The sequence below is a fragment of the Pedobacter ginsengiterrae genome (genome assembly GCF_039537385.1).
GTDB classification, from domain to species: Bacteria; Bacteroidota; Bacteroidia; order Sphingobacteriales; family Sphingobacteriaceae; genus Pedobacter; species Pedobacter ginsengiterrae.
Genome location: NZ_BAABAK010000005.1, coordinates 89,556 through 105,929, shown reverse-complemented (window position 1 = coordinate 105,929; position 16,374 = coordinate 89,556). Strand labels below are relative to the sequence as shown.

Here is a 16,374-nt window from a genome sequence, read left to right as displayed (position 1 = left end):
TAAACCTGATGTGAACGGTATACTTTTTTGTTTGCAGCAACCTTGAATAGACTGTCATTCTGAGGCACGAAGAATCTGTTTCATAGCTGCAGATGCTTGGTACCTCAGCATGACAGCAATCGCAAAAAAGATATAGTAAGCAACAGGGCTGAAGCAGACGAAGAAGTACCGTTTTAGCTTTCCGAAAAAATAAAAAATGCAGGTCTATAAGCCGGGTTCTGTTTTCTGATTACTCAGAATTTCTATCATTAATCCACTGTAAACGTTGCCGTTTACCTCTAACGACCTACCCACTAACATCGGACGGGCAGCCCTACATGCGTTAGCCTATTTGGTCTTTCAACGCTCGGGGTTTACAAACCACTGCAGTCGCCTGCAATGCTCGTGCGCTCTTACCGCACGTTTTCACCCTTTCCCAACTTGCGCTGGGTGGTATATTTTCTGTTGCACTAATCCGTAATTCAGGTTTTCATTCCTAAATCCCTTTCCGTTAGAAAGCGAGATGCCCTATGTTGCCCGGACTTTCCTCTCTCTCGATAATATCGAAACAGCGATAGAACAACCTGCATTTTGGGCAAAGATGGATTTTTTTAACCAAAAAGACAGCAAAAACAGAGAGATTTTTTCTGCTATTTACAATTTTGTAATTGCATAGAAACTTCTGTGTATGGAACAAAACCTTGATTATTTCCAAAAGAATTGGTTACGAAAACCATTACCTGAGCAATATCTATATCGGCCAGTTCGGGGAAAGCAGGCATTTTTTCCTTGTATTCTTTACCATGAATTACCATGGTTTCGTTGGCACCATTTTTAATAAAACAAGCCAAACGTGTTTTGTTGGTTTTTAGAAATATAGAATCGGTTAGGGGTGGTGCTAACTGACCTAATCCTTCACCATTTACACCATGGCAGTTTTGGCATTTAGCCTTATAAATATCTTTTCCGTTCGACATATAGTTCTGTAAATCAATGTCTTTTTGGTTTTGGCAAGAAATGATTATAGCTATAACAGATAGCAGAAAAATAGAATTGATGATGTATTTGCGCATTTATGTTTTATTAGAATTAACCACAGATAAGCAATGATCAACACAGATTTTGATTTTTATCTGTGTTTTATCCTTTTCATCTGTGGCTAAAATTTATTTTTTATACTCAGCCAATAGAACTGGAATATCTTTTTTCAGTTGTTCAACCTGATCTTCTTTCGTACCATCGTAAGCACCACGAATACGTCGGTTTTTATCCACTAAAATTAAATAACCCTGATGAATATAGCCATCTTTAGCGGTACTATCTTCGCCAACAGCAACTAAATAATTTTTCTCGGCTAAGGTATAAACGCTGTCTTTACTGCCATAAAGAAATTGCCACTTCGCACCATCAACGCCTAATTTTTGAGCGTATTTTTTCAAAACTGATGGTTTGTCGTATTTGAAATCAATAGTATGCGATACAAACATAACATCAGGATTAGTTTTGAAATCCTTATAAACCGTCATTAAGTTGCGATGCATGGTTGGGCAAATGGTTGTGCAAGAAGTAAAAAAGAAATCGGCTACATAAATTTTACCATCAGTTATTTTATTAGTAGTTAAAACACCATCCTGGTTTAAAAAAGCCCAATTTGGAATGGTTTGATAAACAGTATCAATTTTTTCTACACCAGCGGCATCTTTAATGGTTTCTGCATGGCGCTCGCCATAAAACGGAAGTTTTTTATCTTGTTGACATGATGAGAGTGCAACTGCTGAAACCAAGCCTATGGCAATGGAAGAAATAATTTTATTCATGATTTGATTTTAAAAATGTAAATATACACCTCTGTTTTGCAGATGGCAATTAATTGATGCGTGATTTGTCCCTAATCTCCATTTTAATAAGTGATGGTGATGTAATTAATCAACGCGGTAACTGGTAGTAACTTGCGCTATAATCGGCAGGTAGCTAAAACCTACCTTGTTCGTGTATTGTTCTTCTCTTGTTCGTCTCTCGTTCGACTAAACTCAACGCAAACACGATTGAAAGACGACCATTACAGATACAAAAAACGATCTTGTTATCCGCCTGAAGTAGCCTGATTAGCGGCCTGTTCACTACCAATGTTTTTCTTGTTATTTAGCAGGTATGTACTTAGAAGGTGTAGCCATAAATTTCTGTTTACAACCTTCAGAACAAAAATAGTAAGTAGTCTTATTGTAAACTGAACTTTTCGCAACATTTGGCTTTATTTTCATTTTACAAACTGGGTCGACAACTTTTTTCTGTACGGAATCAGTAAACGATATTTCTCTGTATTCAATTTTTGGGTCGGCATTTGATTTTAAGCCTAATGTAGTCAGCGTGACCAGAATTATTAACGATGTTATTGCTTTCATTTTTTTAATGCTTATGGTTAGAAATTTCCATCTTATTAGCTGGATTTAAATTGAAAATGTTCAATAAAGAATCTGATTCTCGGGTAACTTTAATGTATGCATCTTCAACTGCACGAATTTTTATCATTTGCGATTTGTAATATTCCAAATCTTCCTGCTCATTTTTTCCTTTAAAATCATCATTAAAGAAATGCATCCAATCCATCATATTTTCATCCGCTTTGTTTAAACGGATAATTAAATCTGCAACATTTACCGAATCTTGAGTAGACTTAATTTGATTAGATTTTAAAACCGAATCTAATTTCATTCGATTCTTGATTACTTTTTCGCCATCAATCATTAATTTATCGTGGATATTTAAAACTTCTTTCTTAATATCATTTGCTTTAGGCTCCGTTTTACACGCACTAAATAGTAAGATTAATGCCGAAGCAACTATTGTTATTTTCTTTTTCATTGTTTTTAAAAATTATAAGTAATTCCTACATAAACTTTTCCTGCACTCATCGGGTGGTCAGTTTCTGCTTCCCAAATATTTTTTTGTACTCCTGCATTAAGGGCAACGTTTTTATAAAAAATATCAGCACCGATGCCACCCATTAAATTATTCATTACATGTTCACCAGTTTTAACGCCGTTGTACTTTTCTCCGGCAGAATATTCATAGAAAAACTGAGCTGATGGCATTACCTGAATATCTTTTCCGATTCTTTGTGTATAAAAAATATTCAAAAAACTCGTTGTACTGTTTGCAATTCCCTCATCGCGATTATTAGTTCCATTTACTTTGTACGACGTATTTAAACTCGCTCCAAATTTTCCCAAACCAACCATGTAGTTTAAGTAAACAAAACCATCAGTACTCCCTGTTCCAGCTTGTTGCAAGGATGAATAACGAATGCCTGAAGTGTTTTTGAAATTGTTTTTACCTGTTGGAAGTTTAATACCCGCACCTGCAATAAGTTGCTGCTTAAAATTATCCTCTAGTTCTTGCACAAGGTGATAACCTGCGTATAAATTTACATCGCCAATTCCACCAACGGTAGAAGTATAACCATTGTAACGTTCGCTGTTTGAAACATAAGGCAGAATTGCGTTAATTTCTAGTTTGCTGTTGATGAAATATTTACCTCTAATTTCCATTGAACGGTATAATTCGTAGTCATCTGGATTTCCAGCATGACCAGTTATTGGCGAATCCTGATTTCTAGCGGGAATAAAAAATTTGCCTCCATTGGGGAACAAGGAATGCGATTGACCATCGTAACCATTAAATGAACGGTAGCGATACAGCAAACTGATACTGTTTCGATTGTAGTAAGGCGTAATCCCCATAAAACAACCGCAAATATCACAGGCAAAAATATTGCTGCTGATTAAAAGAAACGCAATTATTAGTAATTTACAATTCGCTATATAATGTATTTTTGATAAACTCATTGTCGGTTAGTGTTTTTAAAAATGCTTTGATTTGTGCCCTTTCTGAGCTATTTAACTGGATGCCATTTTTTAACGAAGGATCTAAATTTTGAGCTGCTTGTACTCCAGAATTGTAATGCTCTAAAACTTCATCTAAACTGTAAAAACGGCCATCGTGCATATACGGACCTGTATATTCGATGTTTCGTAAACTTGGAACACGAAACGTTCCGAAGTCGCTCTGCAGGCCTGTAATGTGCGATCTGCCTTCATCGGTACTCACTAAATCCAATCCGTTACTGCGATAAGAAAAATCAGTAAAAAAAGGTTCCGCATGGCAGGAAGTACATTTGGCTTTGAAAAGCGTATAACCAGTTTGTTCTTCGGCAGTAAATGAAACACCACTTTCTTTACGCATCACTTTATCGTACTTTGAATTTCCAGAAACCAAAATGCCCATAAACTGTGTAAATGATTTTAATACCAATTGTGAATTGATTTCTGTTGAACCAAAAGCCTGCTTAAACATTTCAGGGTAGGGCGCTGTACCTTTCAAAAACGTAATGATCGTTTGAATATCAGTTCCCATTTCGCAAGCATCTGTAATAGCATTTAAAGGCGATGTTTCGAGGTTTTTTACACCGCCATCCCAAAAGAATGCTTTTTGCCACGCCAAATTGAAAAGGGGTGGAGCATTTCTCTTTCCCTGGCAATTATTTACACCATGGCTCACTTTATGGTCGAGATTTGCAAACGCCGCAAATTGCTGGTGACAACTTCCACATGAAACGCTTTTATCGGCTGATAAACGGGCATCATAAAAAAGTTTCTTCCCTAACTCAAAACCTGCATTGGTTAACTTATTTTCTTCGAAATTGTATGCTGGAGCAGGGAAATTAGACGGAATGATAAAAGATATATTCTTTTCTTCTGGCTTAATTTCAGCTTCATTTTTGCTGCAAGCATACATCAACGCAATGCTTAAAAAAAGCACTGCGAAGACGATTGATTTCCTCCACATATTAATTGTGAATGTGATCCAAGCGGAATAAACCCTTTGTGTAATTATTAGCCACAATTACCGAATTGGCACCACCCATGGTAAAGTTTAATGTAGCAAAACTTACATCGGTTGTACCTGTAAATAGCGATGCTGCATTTACGATAAAGTGCATATCTGGTTTTGAATCTACTCTAATTCTTAACGGATTGGCTGAGTTAATTTCCGTAGAATATGTTCTAATCGTATTATTTGGATCAATTACGCCACCAATATGAAAAGTTAAGGCATTGCCAGCAGCCGTTGATTGTGGGGAAGTGCCTTCTAATTTTACAAAAATGTAGCCGCTGTTCCAGGTCCAGAACATGCCATTAATAGGATCTAAGGCACCAGTTTGTGCGCCTGCAAAATTACGGGCATTATCTACACCAATAGTGTATTCGATCTTGGTATAATCGCCTGTAGGTACATTATTTACGGTGATTAATTTAGATGCTGCTTTAGATTCATCAACTAAAAAGTAACTTTCTGGAATAAGATAAGTTGTACCATCAGCTTTGCTTAACTTAACATTACTTACATAATATTTGAAAACATTGATTTTGAAATCTTCGCCTTTGGCGTTTTTGTAAGTTGCTGTATTTAAAGCTAAAGAAGCACCATTTACCTGATGTTCGAACTCTAAAGTAAAACTTGATTTTGTATCTGTAGAGATTTCATCATCGCTTTTTTTGCATGACGATAAAAGTATAATAGGGCATAATAATGCCAATAAGTATTGAGATAATTTCATTTCTGAAAATTGAATAAGTGAATTTATAGTCTTTTGTTATTCTGAATGCAATGAAAAATCTCTAACACTTTAGTAGAAATTAACGTTACAGCAGAAAACAAATTAATAGCTATTGGCTTTGAGATTCTTCGCTGTGCTCAGTATGACAAATAGCCAAACATGCGAGAGCAAGACCCACGCAATGAATAAATAAAAATACTTTAAACGATTTTCGGCGGATGAAAAATAGAAATAGAAAGGTCTTTAATTGGTTTTTCGAGATAACCACTTTCTGATTTGATAATGAAATAATGGATATTATGATTAATACCTACAACCTGGAATTCTGGTTCGGCCTCAATTACTCTTTTTAAATTATCTTGTGTTTGTTTGTTCTTGCCATCTAAATCTTTCAACTTTTTGGCTAGAAAGCACTGTCCATCGCAATGTAACTCTGGGTGTGCTTTATTGATACAAAATACGGATATGATATACTCCTTATTCATTTGATAACCTGAGTACACAACCAATTGCATGTAGCAATTTGAAATTGTACAGATTACCAGAAAAAATATTAGGACTTTTTTTAACATTTTATTGCAGCAAAAGTATTAAAGAAATTGATTGCAGCAAAGAAAATAGAGAATTACTTTGACCGTTGATTGAAATCAACGGCAATAAATACGTACAAATCTGGAAAGACAGGACCAGATGTTTCAATTATCAAATTTACTATTATAAAAAAAAACACAGATGAAATTATCCATCTGTGTTCATTCTTTTTTATCTGTGGTTTAACGAGCCTTAAGCCTGCAAATCTGCCATTACAGCTTTAATCTTATCGCCTAATTCTCCGTTTACTTTTTCGAAATCTTTTTTATCAGCTAAAGGTGCATTTACACTGCAGTAGAATTTAATTTTTGGTTCTGTACCACTTGGGCGAGCAGAAACAATACTTCCATCTTCTGTAATAAACTGTAAAACATCTGAAGCTGGATAATCTAATTTAGTTACTTTTCCTGTAGCCAAATCAGTTTCCTGACCTAATTCGTAGTCTTTTAAAACAGAAACTTTAGAGCCACCTAACGATACAGGTGGATTATTTCTGAATTTCTCCATCATTGCCTTAATTTCTTCAGCACCAGTTTTACCTTTTTTGGTTAATGAAACTAAATCCTCTTTGTACAGGCCGTACTCAACATACATATCTAAAAGCGCATTGTATAAACTAGCACCTTTATCTTTGTAATAAGCAGTCATTTCAGAAATAAATGCAGCAGAAACAACAGCATCTTTATCGCGAACTAATTCGCCCACCAAATAACCATAACTTTCTTCACCGCCTGCAATAAAGGTTTTTTCGCCTTGTAGTTTAGTAATGATTTGTCCAATCCATTTAAAACCAGTTAAAGTATTAAAGTACTCCACGTTTTTAGCATCGCAAATAGCTTTAATTAAACTGGTGGTTACAATTGTAGAAACTACATATTCTTTACCAGTTAACTTACCTTTTTCTTCCCATGCCGAAACAATATAATTGATTAATAAACTGCCTGTTTGGTTTCCGTTTAGTAATACCCATTCGTCGTTATTATCTTTAACAGCAATACCAACGCGGTCAGCATCAGGGTCTGTTGCTAAAACTAAATCAGCATCGATTTCTTTAGCTTTATTCATTGCCAAAGTTAAAGCATCTTTTTCCTCTGGATTTGGGTAAACAACCGTTGGGAAATTACCATCTGGTTTACTTTGCTCTTCAACAACTGTTACGTTAGTGAAACCAAATTGTTCAAGCGCTTTTGGAACTAAAGTAATTCCTGTTCCATGAATAGGGGAGAAAACAATTTTTAAATCATGTTGTCTTTTAATGGCATCAGGAGAAATTGAAAGCGCAGTAATGCCATCTAAATACAATTTATCTACTGCCTCGCCAATTAATTCAACGTTTGTATCAACTCTATCGAATTTAACTTCGTCTATGCTTTGAATTTTATTTACCTCATCAATAACCAATTTATCATCAGGAGCAGTAAACTGACCACCATCTGCGCCATAAGCTTTATAGCCGTTGTATTCTTTCGGATTGTGCGATGCTGTTAACATTACACCACTCTTGCAATTGAAGTGACGAACAGCAAAAGATAATTCTGGCGTTGGTCTTAAGGCTTCAAAGAAATAAACGTGAATTCCGTTAGCAGAAAAAACATCAGCAGTAATTCCAGCAAAATAATCAGAATTGTTTCTACTATCGTGAGCAATGGCTACACTAATTTTTTCGCCTGGGTATTTGTTGTTTAAATAATTCGCCAAACCCTGTGTAGCTGTTCCAATAGTATATTTGTTGATGCGATTAGAGCCAGCACCCATTATTCCGCGTAAACCACCAGTACCAAACTCTAAACTTTTATAAAATGAATCGGTAAGTTCTGTTGTTGCATTTTGGTCGACAAGGGCTTGTATTTCAGCCTTTGTTTTTTCGTCGTAATTGCCGCCTAACCATTGATTAATGGTCGCTTGTGTTGATTGATCAATTGATTGCATTGAGCTTTATTTTAATTTAATATCTGGTGTTGAACAAAAATGTATGCCTGGAAGTTTGGTTGTGATCAAAATAAATTAAACTTTCCCAAATTTTATTTTGTTGAGGTTGTTGCTTTTAAGCTTGTTTTGCTTATTTTCACGCCCCGATACAATAATAAAGAAAATCCAGTATTAAAAATGAGACAACCACATTTTTTTATTGTCTGGTAGGCACGATGTAAAATTGTGTTCTTTTTATTACAGCTAAAAATAATAACTAATTAGATGAAAATTTTAAAATTTGGGGGTACTTCAGTAGGTAGTCCCGAGCGCATGACGAAGTTGTTGGATATCATTAATCCAAATGAAGAGCAAATTGTAGTGTTATCAGCCGTGTCTGGTACCACAAATAGCTTAGTGGAAATTTCAAATTATTTTTTAGCTGGAGATAAGAAGAAGGGAAGCGAGTGCGTCGAAAATTTATATCAAAAATATAAGGATTTTGTAATTGAGCTTTTACCAGCTTCCGATTTTCAGGAGATGGGAAATGAGGTGATCGATTATCATTTCAGTTTTTTAGCTGTTTTAACCAACGATATTTTCACTTCGATTGAAGAGAAAGTTGTTTTAGCGCAAGGCGAATTATTGTCTACAACCTTATATCATATCTATTTAAAATCAATTGGTGTAGAATCTGTTTTATTGCCTGCATTGGATTTTATGAAAACGGATGAAGATAATGAGCCAGATATTCCATTTACAACTAAACACTTAACACCATTATTAGAACAACATAAAGGCAATAAATTATTTATTACACAAGGCTTTATCTGTCGTAATAGTTTTGGCGAGGTAGATAATTTACGTCGTGGAGGAAGTGATTATACTGCTTCTTTATTAGGTGCTGCAATTCTTGCAGAGGAAGTTCAAATATGGACAGATATCGACGGAATGCACAATAACGACCCTCGTATTGTTAAAGGAACCAAGCCAATTGCTCAATTATCTTTCGATGAAGCAGCGGAGTTAGCTTATTTTGGAGCAAAAATTCTGCACCCACAATCGGTTTTTCCAGCGCAGAAATACAAAATTCCAGTTCGTTTATTAAATACTATGGAGCCAACAGCTGCAGGTACTTTAATTACGCACGATAGCGAAAAAGGAAAAATTAAATCGATTGCCGCTAAGGATGGAATTACAGCAATTCGTATTCAATCGAGCAGAATGTTATTGGCGTACGGCTTTTTACGCCGTGTTTTCGAAGTTTTTGAGCGTTATAAAACACCAATTGATATGATTACGACTTCGGAAGTTGCCGTTTCGTTAACGATTGATGAAACTGGAAATCTTTCGAAAATTATTGAGGAGTTAGAGCGTTTCGGGACTGTAGAAGTAGATACCAACCACAGTATTGTTTGTGTTGTTGGCGATTTCGGCTCAGAAAAACATGGTTTTGCCAGCAGAGTTTTAGAAGGTTTAAAACACATTCCAATTCGGATGATTTCTTACGGAGGAAGTAATTATAACGTTTCGTTACTGATTTTAAGTGAGTATAAAACTGAAGCCTTGAGAAGTCTTCACAACAGATTATTCGAATAATAAGAAGAATGCAGCAATAATAAAAAGCAAGCCCATTAAGCAATGAAAGGCTAAAAAGTTTGCGGGTAACATTCCGTTTTTATATTTCTTGTAGGAGTTAAATAATCCAGCTGAAATAATTAGAAAGACAAATATGGCTGCTGCTATCTTCATTTTTTGATAAATAAAAGGAACAATGCAATTAGGAGTAACACGATAAAAAATCGGATTTTTCCGTTGTATTGCTTTTGGGTAATTCTTCCATGCTTTAAATCGAGGTAATTACCCAAATAGATAAGCCCAAAGAATAAAATTAAAATTATAATAAGGAATTTGAACATGTTCGCGGATAAAGATATATCAAAGTTTAACAATATAGAAACACCTTTTTACTATTACGATACAGAGTTATTGCAAAAAACATTGCGTACTTGCGCAGATGCAGCAGCTCCTTATCAGTTTCACATCCATTATGCACTTAAGGCAAACTTTAATTCGGTTTTGCTAGAGCAAATTAAAACCATTGGATTTGGTGCAGATTGCGTGAGTGCAGGAGAGGTGAGAAGAGCTGTTGAAGTTGGTTTTGACAACAAAAAAATCGTTTTTGCTGGTGTAGGTAAATCTGATAAAGAAATAAATGAGGCTTTGGATTTGGATATTTTCTGTTTTAACGTGGAATCTATTCAGGAACTGGAAGTTTTAAATGAACTTGCTGCAGCGAAAGGAAAAGTGGCACAAGTGGCTATTCGTATTAACCCAAATGTTGATGCGCATACACACCACAACATTACAACAGGTTTAGATGAAAATAAATTTGGTATTAATTCTTGGGATTTACCCGAATGTGCTGAAACTTTAAAAGCATCTGCAAGCCTTAAGTTTTTAGGAATTCACTTCCATATCGGTTCTCAAATTACAAACCTCGATGTTTACAAGAATCTTTGCGTTCGTGTAAACGAATTTGCAACCTGGTTTGAGGATAAAGGTTTTAGTATCGAAGTTTTAAATGTGGGCGGTGGATTAGGTATTGATTACCATAACCCTGATCATCAAGTGCCTGATTTTGAATCTTACTTTAAAATCTTTAACGAATTTTTAGAGGTTAAACCTAATCAGGAAGTTCATTTTGAGTTAGGAAGAGCTTTAGTTGGTCAATCGGCTTCGTTAATTACCAAAGCTTTATACATCAAAAAAGGGAAAAAGAAAAACTTTGTGGTTTTAGATGCAGGTATGACTGAGTTAATGCGCCCAGCGTTGTACCAAGCTTATCATAAAATTGAGAACTTAACCCGTGGTAATGGAAATGAAATCAAGTACGATATAGTTGGCCCAATTTGCGAAAGTACTGATTGTTTCGGTAAGGAAGTTGAGCAACCAGAATCTTTTAGGGGAGATGTTTTTGCCATTCGCAGTGCTGGTGCTTACGGAGAAGTTATGGCATCAAAATATAACTTAAGAGATGCAATAAGATCTGTTTATAGTAACGATATATAGTGCTTTGCCACATTGAGCTTGTCGAACAGCAATAATGCGTTTCGACAAGTTCAGAATGGCAATTTTTCTATTTTCTTTTAGAGGCTACGAATACAAACACGCCTGCAACCAGAATTATCCCGCCAACATAAGGAGGCCAGTTAACCGATTTTTCTTTATCTGCTGAAATTTGTATCGGACCAGCATCCACAATTTTCTCTTTTCGAGTGTAAGAAAAGCCAGTCCAAACCAGCATGGCTATTCCAACAATAATTAATATAAGTCCTACGGTTTTATTCATGATTTTATAAATTGGTTAAAATCAAAACAGCAAGACTGGCTTTATGTTTTATTCGTCGAAGAAATCTACTAATCCACCGATAAAATATTCTTCAATTCCTTCGGTAAAATCAGTAAAATCTTCGTCAGGAATATTGGTTTGTTTAAATTCTAAGGATGTTCCAGATTTTTCTGCATGAAGCTTTATAGTAACAATCGATGGTTCTCCATCTTCGCCAAAATACCATTGCTGTACAATTTTTTTATTGGTTTCGAACTCTAGGTTTTTACCAACGATATCTCCATCCCAAAAAGAAAATTCAGTATCTGGCTTTTCTTCGAATTCAACTTCGGCACCAGTCCAAAGTTTTATGCTAATATCTTTTGTTAGTGCTAAATAAACCTCTTCAGGTGTGGCAGGTATGTAGGTGTATTTTTTGTAATCTCTCATCAACTATTAATCTAATTTTTATTCTATTAAAATTCTGCTCCTTATTTAAAGGCGTTTAATCCTGTAACATCCATACCTGTGATTAGTAAATGTATATCATGTGTACCTTCGTAAGTAACTACCGATTCCAGGTTCATCATGTGGCGCATAATAGAGTATTCTCCGGTAATTCCCATTCCGCCCAACATTTGGCGTGCATTTCGGGCAATATCTAGAGCGATTTCGACGCTATTTCTTTTGGCCATAGATATCTGTTCAGCAGTTGCACGGTTTTCACTTTTAAGTGTTCCCAAGCGCCAAACCAATAGCTGACCTTTAGTGATTTCTGTAACCATTTCGGCCAATTTTTTTTGCTGTAACTGGAATCCGCCGATTGGTTTTCCAAACTGTATTCTTTCCTTTGAGTAGCGCAATGCGGTATCGTAACAATCCATTGCAGCACCTAAAGCGCCCCAGGCAATACCATAACGAGCTTGGTTTAAACAACCTAAAGGGCCTTTCAATCCACTAATCTCTGGAAAAACATTCTCTTTTGGAATTTGAACATTATCAAAAACCAGCTCGCCAGTTGCAGATGCCCTTAAACTCCATTTATTATGTGTTTCTGGTGTAGAAAAACCGTCCATTCCACGTTCTACAACCATTCCACGTATTTTTCCTGCTTCATCTTTAGCCCAAACTACAGCAATATCTGCAAATGGCGCATTACTAATCCACATTTTTGCACCATTTAAAATGTAATGAGAACCTGCATCTTTTATGTTGGTCACCATTCCACTAGGATTTGAACCATGATCTGGCTCTGTTAACCCAAAACAACCCATCATTTCGCCACTGGCTAATTTGGGTAAATACTTTTTACGTTGTTCTTCAGTTCCATAGGCGTAAATTGGGTACATTACTAACGAACCCTGAACAGATGCAGTAGAACGAATGCCTGAATCGCCACGCTCAATTTCTTGCATTAAAATTCCGTAAGCAGTATAATCCAAACCAGCACCACCATATTCTACTGGAATTGTTGGCCCAAAAGCGCCAATATCTGCCAAACCTTTTATTAAATGTTTCGGAAATTCGGCTATTTGAGCATAATCTTCGATAATTGGACTAACTTCTTTTTTTACCCAATCTCTTGCTGTTGCACGAATTAATTTATGCTCATCTGTTAGCAATTCATCTAACAAATAATAGTCTGGGGCCTCGTATAAGTCTTTTTTTACTGATTTGCTCATTATTTATTCTAATTTGGTTATGATAAAGCGTTCATTTCAAAGGTAACAATTTACGGCAATGGGTATTATATTCATGAATAAAAATTTAATTTTGCAGCATACAAAACATAGATGAACCACTTTAAACAAACTGTAGCCTTAAAAGATGTGAAATGCTTTGCCCTGCACGGATACTATCCAGAAGAGCAATTAACAGGAAATCATTTTATTGTTGATTTGGAAACCGAATTTTCGCCAATTGGTTTTGATGATGAATTAGGCCAAACGGTTAATTATGAGGATTTAAATTCCATCATTCTGGAGGAAATGAAAATCACTCAAAAACTTTTAGAAACGGTTTTGAAAAATATTATTTCCAAAGTGATTAGGCTTTACCCTTTTGTAGAAAAAATTGATGTGAGTATTAAAAAACTCAATCCGCCAATGCCAGGCCAAATCGGCCATTCTTTTGTTAAACTAACCTACACACCAACTAACTAAAATGAACTTTACCAAAATAAATGCCGAAATCTTAACAGAAATTAAACAAGCAATTGGTGCAGAAAAAGTATTTACTGATGCAGAGAGCCTGGATAATTACAGTCACGATGAAACGGAAGATTTACGCTACCAACCCGAAGTTGTGGTTAAACCCGCTACCGCTGCAGATATTTCTGCATTACTGAAAATTTGTAATGAAAAGAATATCCCAGTAACGCCTCGTGGTGGTGGAACAGGTTTAAGTGGCGCAGCCTTGCCAATTTATGGAGGTGTTTCTTTATCAATGGAAAAGTTTAAAGCTATTATCGATATTGATACAGAAAACTTGCAAGCTACGGTTGAGCCTGGCGTAATTACCGAAGAGTTTATTAATGCTGTTGCCGAAAAAGGCTTACTATATCCTGTAGATCCAAGCAGCAAAGGTTCTTGTTTTATTGGTGGTAATGTTGCTCATGGTTCTGGTGGACCAAGGGTGGTAAAATATGGTACAATTCGAGAATATATTTTAAATCTTGAAGTTGTTTTGCCTAATGGCGATATCATTTGGACGGGCGCCAATACCTTGAAATATGCATCGGGTTATAACTTAACCCAATTGATGATTGGTTCGGAGGGGACATTAGGCGTAGTAACGAAAATTGTAACCAAGCTTTTGCCAAAACCTAGCCAATCGGTTTTAATGATGGGTTCATTCGCAACTAATGAAGATGCCTGTGCTGCAGTTTCTGCCATTTTTAGAGCAGGTGTAACACCATCAGCTTTAGAATTTATGGAGCGAAAAGGAGTGGAGTGGGTAATTAAATTTGATGATATTAAATTCGATTTAAAGGATGATGTTGCTGCCTTATTAATGATCGAATTTGATGGTGATGATTTGGACGACATTTTTAAAAATTGCGAAAAAACCAACATCGTTTTAGAAGAACATAACTGCTCTGAAGTATTATTCGCAGATAGTGCCCAACAAAAGGAAGAACTTTGGCGGATGCGTAGAACAATGGCCGAATCTGTAAAGTCTAATTCGGTTTATAAAGAAGAAGATACTGTTGTGCCTCGTGCCGCTTTACCTAAGCTGGTAAATGGCATAAAAGAAATTGGTGCTAAATATGGTTTCGAAAGTGTTTGTTACGGTCACGCTGGCGATGGAAATCTACACGTAAACATCATCAAAGCTGGAATGAGTGATGAGGACTGGACGAATAAGTTGAAATTTGGCATCAAAGAAATTTTCGAATTAACCACTGCTTTAGGCGGTACTTTATCTGGTGAGCACGGAATTGGCCTCGTTCAAAAGGAATTTATGCCTATTAAATATTCCGAAATTCACTTGAGTTTAATGAGAGGAATTAAACAGGTTTTCGATCCGAACGGAATTTTAAACCCAGGAAAGATTATGCCTGATAAATTGTAGTTTTTTGTTTGAAAAATTTTGGAAATGTAAGTTTCAATCTTTGTGGCAATTGTAGTCCCGCCATTTGCTCTAGCCCTCGTAAAAAAATTCGGGGCTGCCGCTCCTGTCGGGTTTAAAGTTAACGGATTTTACCAGGCCGCTTGGCAACTGTAAATAATTGTAGTTGCCAAGCTACCCTAAACGGGATTGAAACGATATCCTTTTTAGCCTGTCATTCTGAGCGTAGTCGAAGAATAAGGGTAAAAAGATTTAGTGTAAAGCCGACTAACATTAATTTTTAGTGACAATTTGCTTTTCAAAATCACCAAAAATTTAACGATAGAATTTTATATTTACAATTTACGATAATTGTTCAAATCCAACCATTTTTTGCTTTTCAGCAGTTGGAATAGCCGTTGGTCTTTTAGTTGCATAATCTATAGCAATGCAAACGGTTTTGCCTTTGCTGCAAATCACTTCCTCGTTGCCCTTTATTTTTACGATTTGATAATCTAAATCAAAACTGGTTTCCCCAATTCTTGACGTTTTAACATGGATGGCAATTTTATCGTTCATTAAAATCGGCTGAATATAATCTAACTCCGCATGAGCGATTACAATTCCTGTTTGCTTCCAATCCCATTTTACAATTTCTTCCCAATACTTGGTCCTGGCAATTTCAAGGTAAGTAAAGTAAACAGAATTGTTTACATGTCCCATCATATCAAAATCAACAAAGCGCAGATGAATATTCGTTTTATAATTGAATTTGTCTGAAAAACGATGTATTTCTGTCAATTTGTCTTTTGATTTGGATTTATTTTGCCAAAATGTCTTAAAAATCATAAATATTTGGTTTGGTATGTAAGTTGAATAATGGTTTGTATCAATTAAAAAAAATAAAAATTAGAGATATGACACTTGTAAATTTTAACAACAGAACCCGCAACACAGCTCCTTACTTTAACAATGTTTTCGATTCATTGTTTAGCGATGCAGTAACTAAAAATAAAATGGTTGATAAATCGCCAAACGTAAATATTTACGAAAACGAAACTGCTTATATTATTGAGTTGGCTGCGCCAGGTTTAAAGAAAGAAGATTTTCAAATTAATTTAAAAAAAGACACACTTTCTGTTTGGGCAGAAGTTAAAAAAGACGAAACCCAGGTGGCTAAAGATTTTACTCGTAAAGAATTCGATTTCAGCTCATTTGCCAGATCGTTTAATTTACCAGATACAGCTGATGGAGATAAAATTACTGCGGAATATAAAGACGGTATTTTAAATATCAATATCAGCAAAAAAGACGATGCTAAATTACAACACAAAGAAATTGTAGTATCGTAATAAAGATATTCTCGAGAGAGGGTTTTTCATAATAGTTTAGTTTAGGT

The 16,374-nt window shown here is 35.6% G+C and carries 19 protein-coding genes and 1 other RNA gene; 5 read left to right on the top strand and 15 right to left on the bottom strand.

What is annotated here, in order from left to right; translation table 11 throughout:
* Positions 1-191: 191 nt before the first annotated feature.
* From rnpB to ABD692_RS06990, 10 genes are all read right to left on the bottom strand, one after another.
* Positions 192-570, bottom strand: an RNA gene (rnpB, locus tag ABD692_RS07035) — RNase P RNA component class A.
* Positions 571-629: 59 nt separating this feature from the next.
* On the bottom strand, positions 630-1,052 hold the full coding sequence (locus ABD692_RS07030) for a c-type cytochrome (RefSeq protein ID WP_344765986.1): 423 nt from the start codon (positions 1,050-1,052) through the stop codon (positions 630-632).
* A 93-nt stretch (positions 1,053-1,145) separates the two neighbouring features.
* The gene (locus tag ABD692_RS07025; protein ID WP_344765985.1) at positions 1,146-1,796 is read right to left on the bottom strand and encodes an SCO family protein; all 651 of its coding nucleotides are present in this window, start codon (positions 1,794-1,796) and stop codon (positions 1,146-1,148) included.
* A 321-nt stretch (positions 1,797-2,117) separates the two neighbouring features.
* Positions 2,118-2,381 carry a YHS domain-containing protein gene (locus ABD692_RS07020; RefSeq protein WP_344765984.1) on the bottom strand — a complete coding sequence of 88 codons (264 nt, stop codon included), beginning with the start codon at positions 2,379-2,381 and terminating at the stop codon, positions 2,118-2,120.
* 4 nt (positions 2,382-2,385) lie between these two features.
* A complete protein-coding gene (locus tag ABD692_RS07015) occupies positions 2,386-2,841 on the bottom strand; it encodes a hypothetical protein (protein ID WP_344765983.1) in 456 nt (151 codons plus the stop codon).
* Positions 2,842-2,846: 5 nt separating this feature from the next.
* The gene (locus ABD692_RS07010) at positions 2,847-3,824 is read right to left on the bottom strand and encodes a transporter family protein (RefSeq protein ID WP_344765982.1); all 978 of its coding nucleotides are present in this window, start codon (positions 3,822-3,824) and stop codon (positions 2,847-2,849) included.
* Positions 3,787-4,824, bottom strand: coding sequence for a cytochrome-c peroxidase (locus tag ABD692_RS07005; protein ID WP_344765981.1), 1,038 nt, complete (start codon positions 4,822-4,824; stop codon positions 3,787-3,789). Before ABD692_RS07005 ends, ABD692_RS07010 begins: the two co-directional genes overlap by 38 nt.
* A gap of 1 nt (position 4,825) precedes the next feature.
* On the bottom strand, positions 4,826-5,596 hold the full coding sequence (locus tag ABD692_RS07000; protein ID WP_344765980.1) for an MbnP family protein: 771 nt from the start codon (positions 5,594-5,596) through the stop codon (positions 4,826-4,828).
* 200 nt (positions 5,597-5,796) lie between these two features.
* Positions 5,797-6,168: a hypothetical protein gene (locus ABD692_RS06995; RefSeq protein ID WP_344765979.1), complete on the bottom strand. Its 372-nt coding sequence runs from the start codon at positions 6,166-6,168 to the stop codon at positions 5,797-5,799.
* 211 nt (positions 6,169-6,379) lie between these two features.
* Positions 6,380-8,116 (bottom strand): phospho-sugar mutase, encoded by a 1,737-nt coding sequence (locus ABD692_RS06990; protein ID WP_344765978.1) that lies wholly within the window; start codon positions 8,114-8,116, stop codon positions 6,380-6,382.
* 264 nt (positions 8,117-8,380) lie between these two features.
* On the opposite strand from ABD692_RS06990, the gene ABD692_RS06985 reads away from it, so the two are divergent.
* On the top strand, positions 8,381-9,694 hold the full coding sequence (locus ABD692_RS06985; protein WP_344765977.1) for an aspartate kinase: 1,314 nt from the start codon (positions 8,381-8,383) through the stop codon (positions 9,692-9,694).
* Here the strand turns inward: ABD692_RS06985 and ABD692_RS06980 are convergent.
* On the bottom strand, positions 9,683-9,847 hold the full coding sequence (locus ABD692_RS06980) for a hypothetical protein (RefSeq protein ID WP_344765976.1): 165 nt from the start codon (positions 9,845-9,847) through the stop codon (positions 9,683-9,685). The two genes, ABD692_RS06985 and ABD692_RS06980, sit on opposite strands and share 12 nt — an antisense overlap.
* A 165-nt stretch (positions 9,848-10,012) precedes the next feature.
* On the opposite strand from ABD692_RS06980, the gene lysA reads away from it, so the two are divergent.
* Complete coding sequence (gene lysA, locus ABD692_RS06975; RefSeq protein ID WP_344765975.1) at positions 10,013-11,167, top strand: diaminopimelate decarboxylase; 1,155 nt, start codon at positions 10,013-10,015, stop codon at positions 11,165-11,167.
* A 67-nt stretch (positions 11,168-11,234) separates the two neighbouring features.
* Here the strand turns inward: lysA and ABD692_RS06970 are convergent, their stop codons facing one another.
* Genes ABD692_RS06970 through ABD692_RS06960 form a run of 3 tightly spaced genes read right to left on the bottom strand, consistent with a single transcriptional unit; the run spans position 11,235 to position 13,108 of the window.
* Complete coding sequence (locus ABD692_RS06970) at positions 11,235-11,447, bottom strand: hypothetical protein (protein ID WP_316760722.1); 213 nt, start codon at positions 11,445-11,447, stop codon at positions 11,235-11,237.
* A gap of 48 nt (positions 11,448-11,495) precedes the next feature.
* A complete protein-coding gene (locus ABD692_RS06965; RefSeq protein ID WP_316760719.1) occupies positions 11,496-11,876 on the bottom strand; it encodes an SRPBCC domain-containing protein in 381 nt (126 codons plus the stop codon).
* Between the two features lie 41 nt (positions 11,877-11,917).
* The gene (locus ABD692_RS06960) at positions 11,918-13,108 is read right to left on the bottom strand and encodes an acyl-CoA dehydrogenase family protein (protein WP_344765974.1); all 1,191 of its coding nucleotides are present in this window, start codon (positions 13,106-13,108) and stop codon (positions 11,918-11,920) included.
* A gap of 111 nt (positions 13,109-13,219) precedes the next feature.
* Here ABD692_RS06960 and ABD692_RS06955 point away from each other — a divergent pair, with 111 nt between their 5' ends.
* Together ABD692_RS06955 and ABD692_RS06950 are read left to right on the top strand one after the other, a co-directional pair.
* A complete protein-coding gene (locus ABD692_RS06955; protein WP_344765973.1) occupies positions 13,220-13,588 on the top strand; it encodes a dihydroneopterin aldolase in 369 nt (122 codons plus the stop codon).
* Position 13,589: 1 nt separating this feature from the next.
* The gene (locus tag ABD692_RS06950; RefSeq protein ID WP_344765972.1) at positions 13,590-14,999 is read left to right on the top strand and encodes an FAD-binding oxidoreductase; all 1,410 of its coding nucleotides are present in this window, start codon (positions 13,590-13,592) and stop codon (positions 14,997-14,999) included.
* Positions 15,000-15,338: 339 nt separating this feature from the next.
* Here the strand turns inward: ABD692_RS06950 and ABD692_RS06945 are convergent, their stop codons facing one another.
* Positions 15,339-15,824: an acyl-CoA thioesterase gene (locus ABD692_RS06945; RefSeq protein ID WP_344765971.1), complete on the bottom strand. Its 486-nt coding sequence runs from the start codon at positions 15,822-15,824 to the stop codon at positions 15,339-15,341.
* Between the two features lie 68 nt (positions 15,825-15,892).
* Between ABD692_RS06945 and ABD692_RS06940 the strand changes: the two genes are divergently transcribed.
* Positions 15,893-16,327: an Hsp20/alpha crystallin family protein gene (locus tag ABD692_RS06940; protein ID WP_344765970.1), complete on the top strand. Its 435-nt coding sequence runs from the start codon at positions 15,893-15,895 to the stop codon at positions 16,325-16,327.
* The last annotated feature ends 47 nt before the right edge of the window (positions 16,328-16,374 follow it).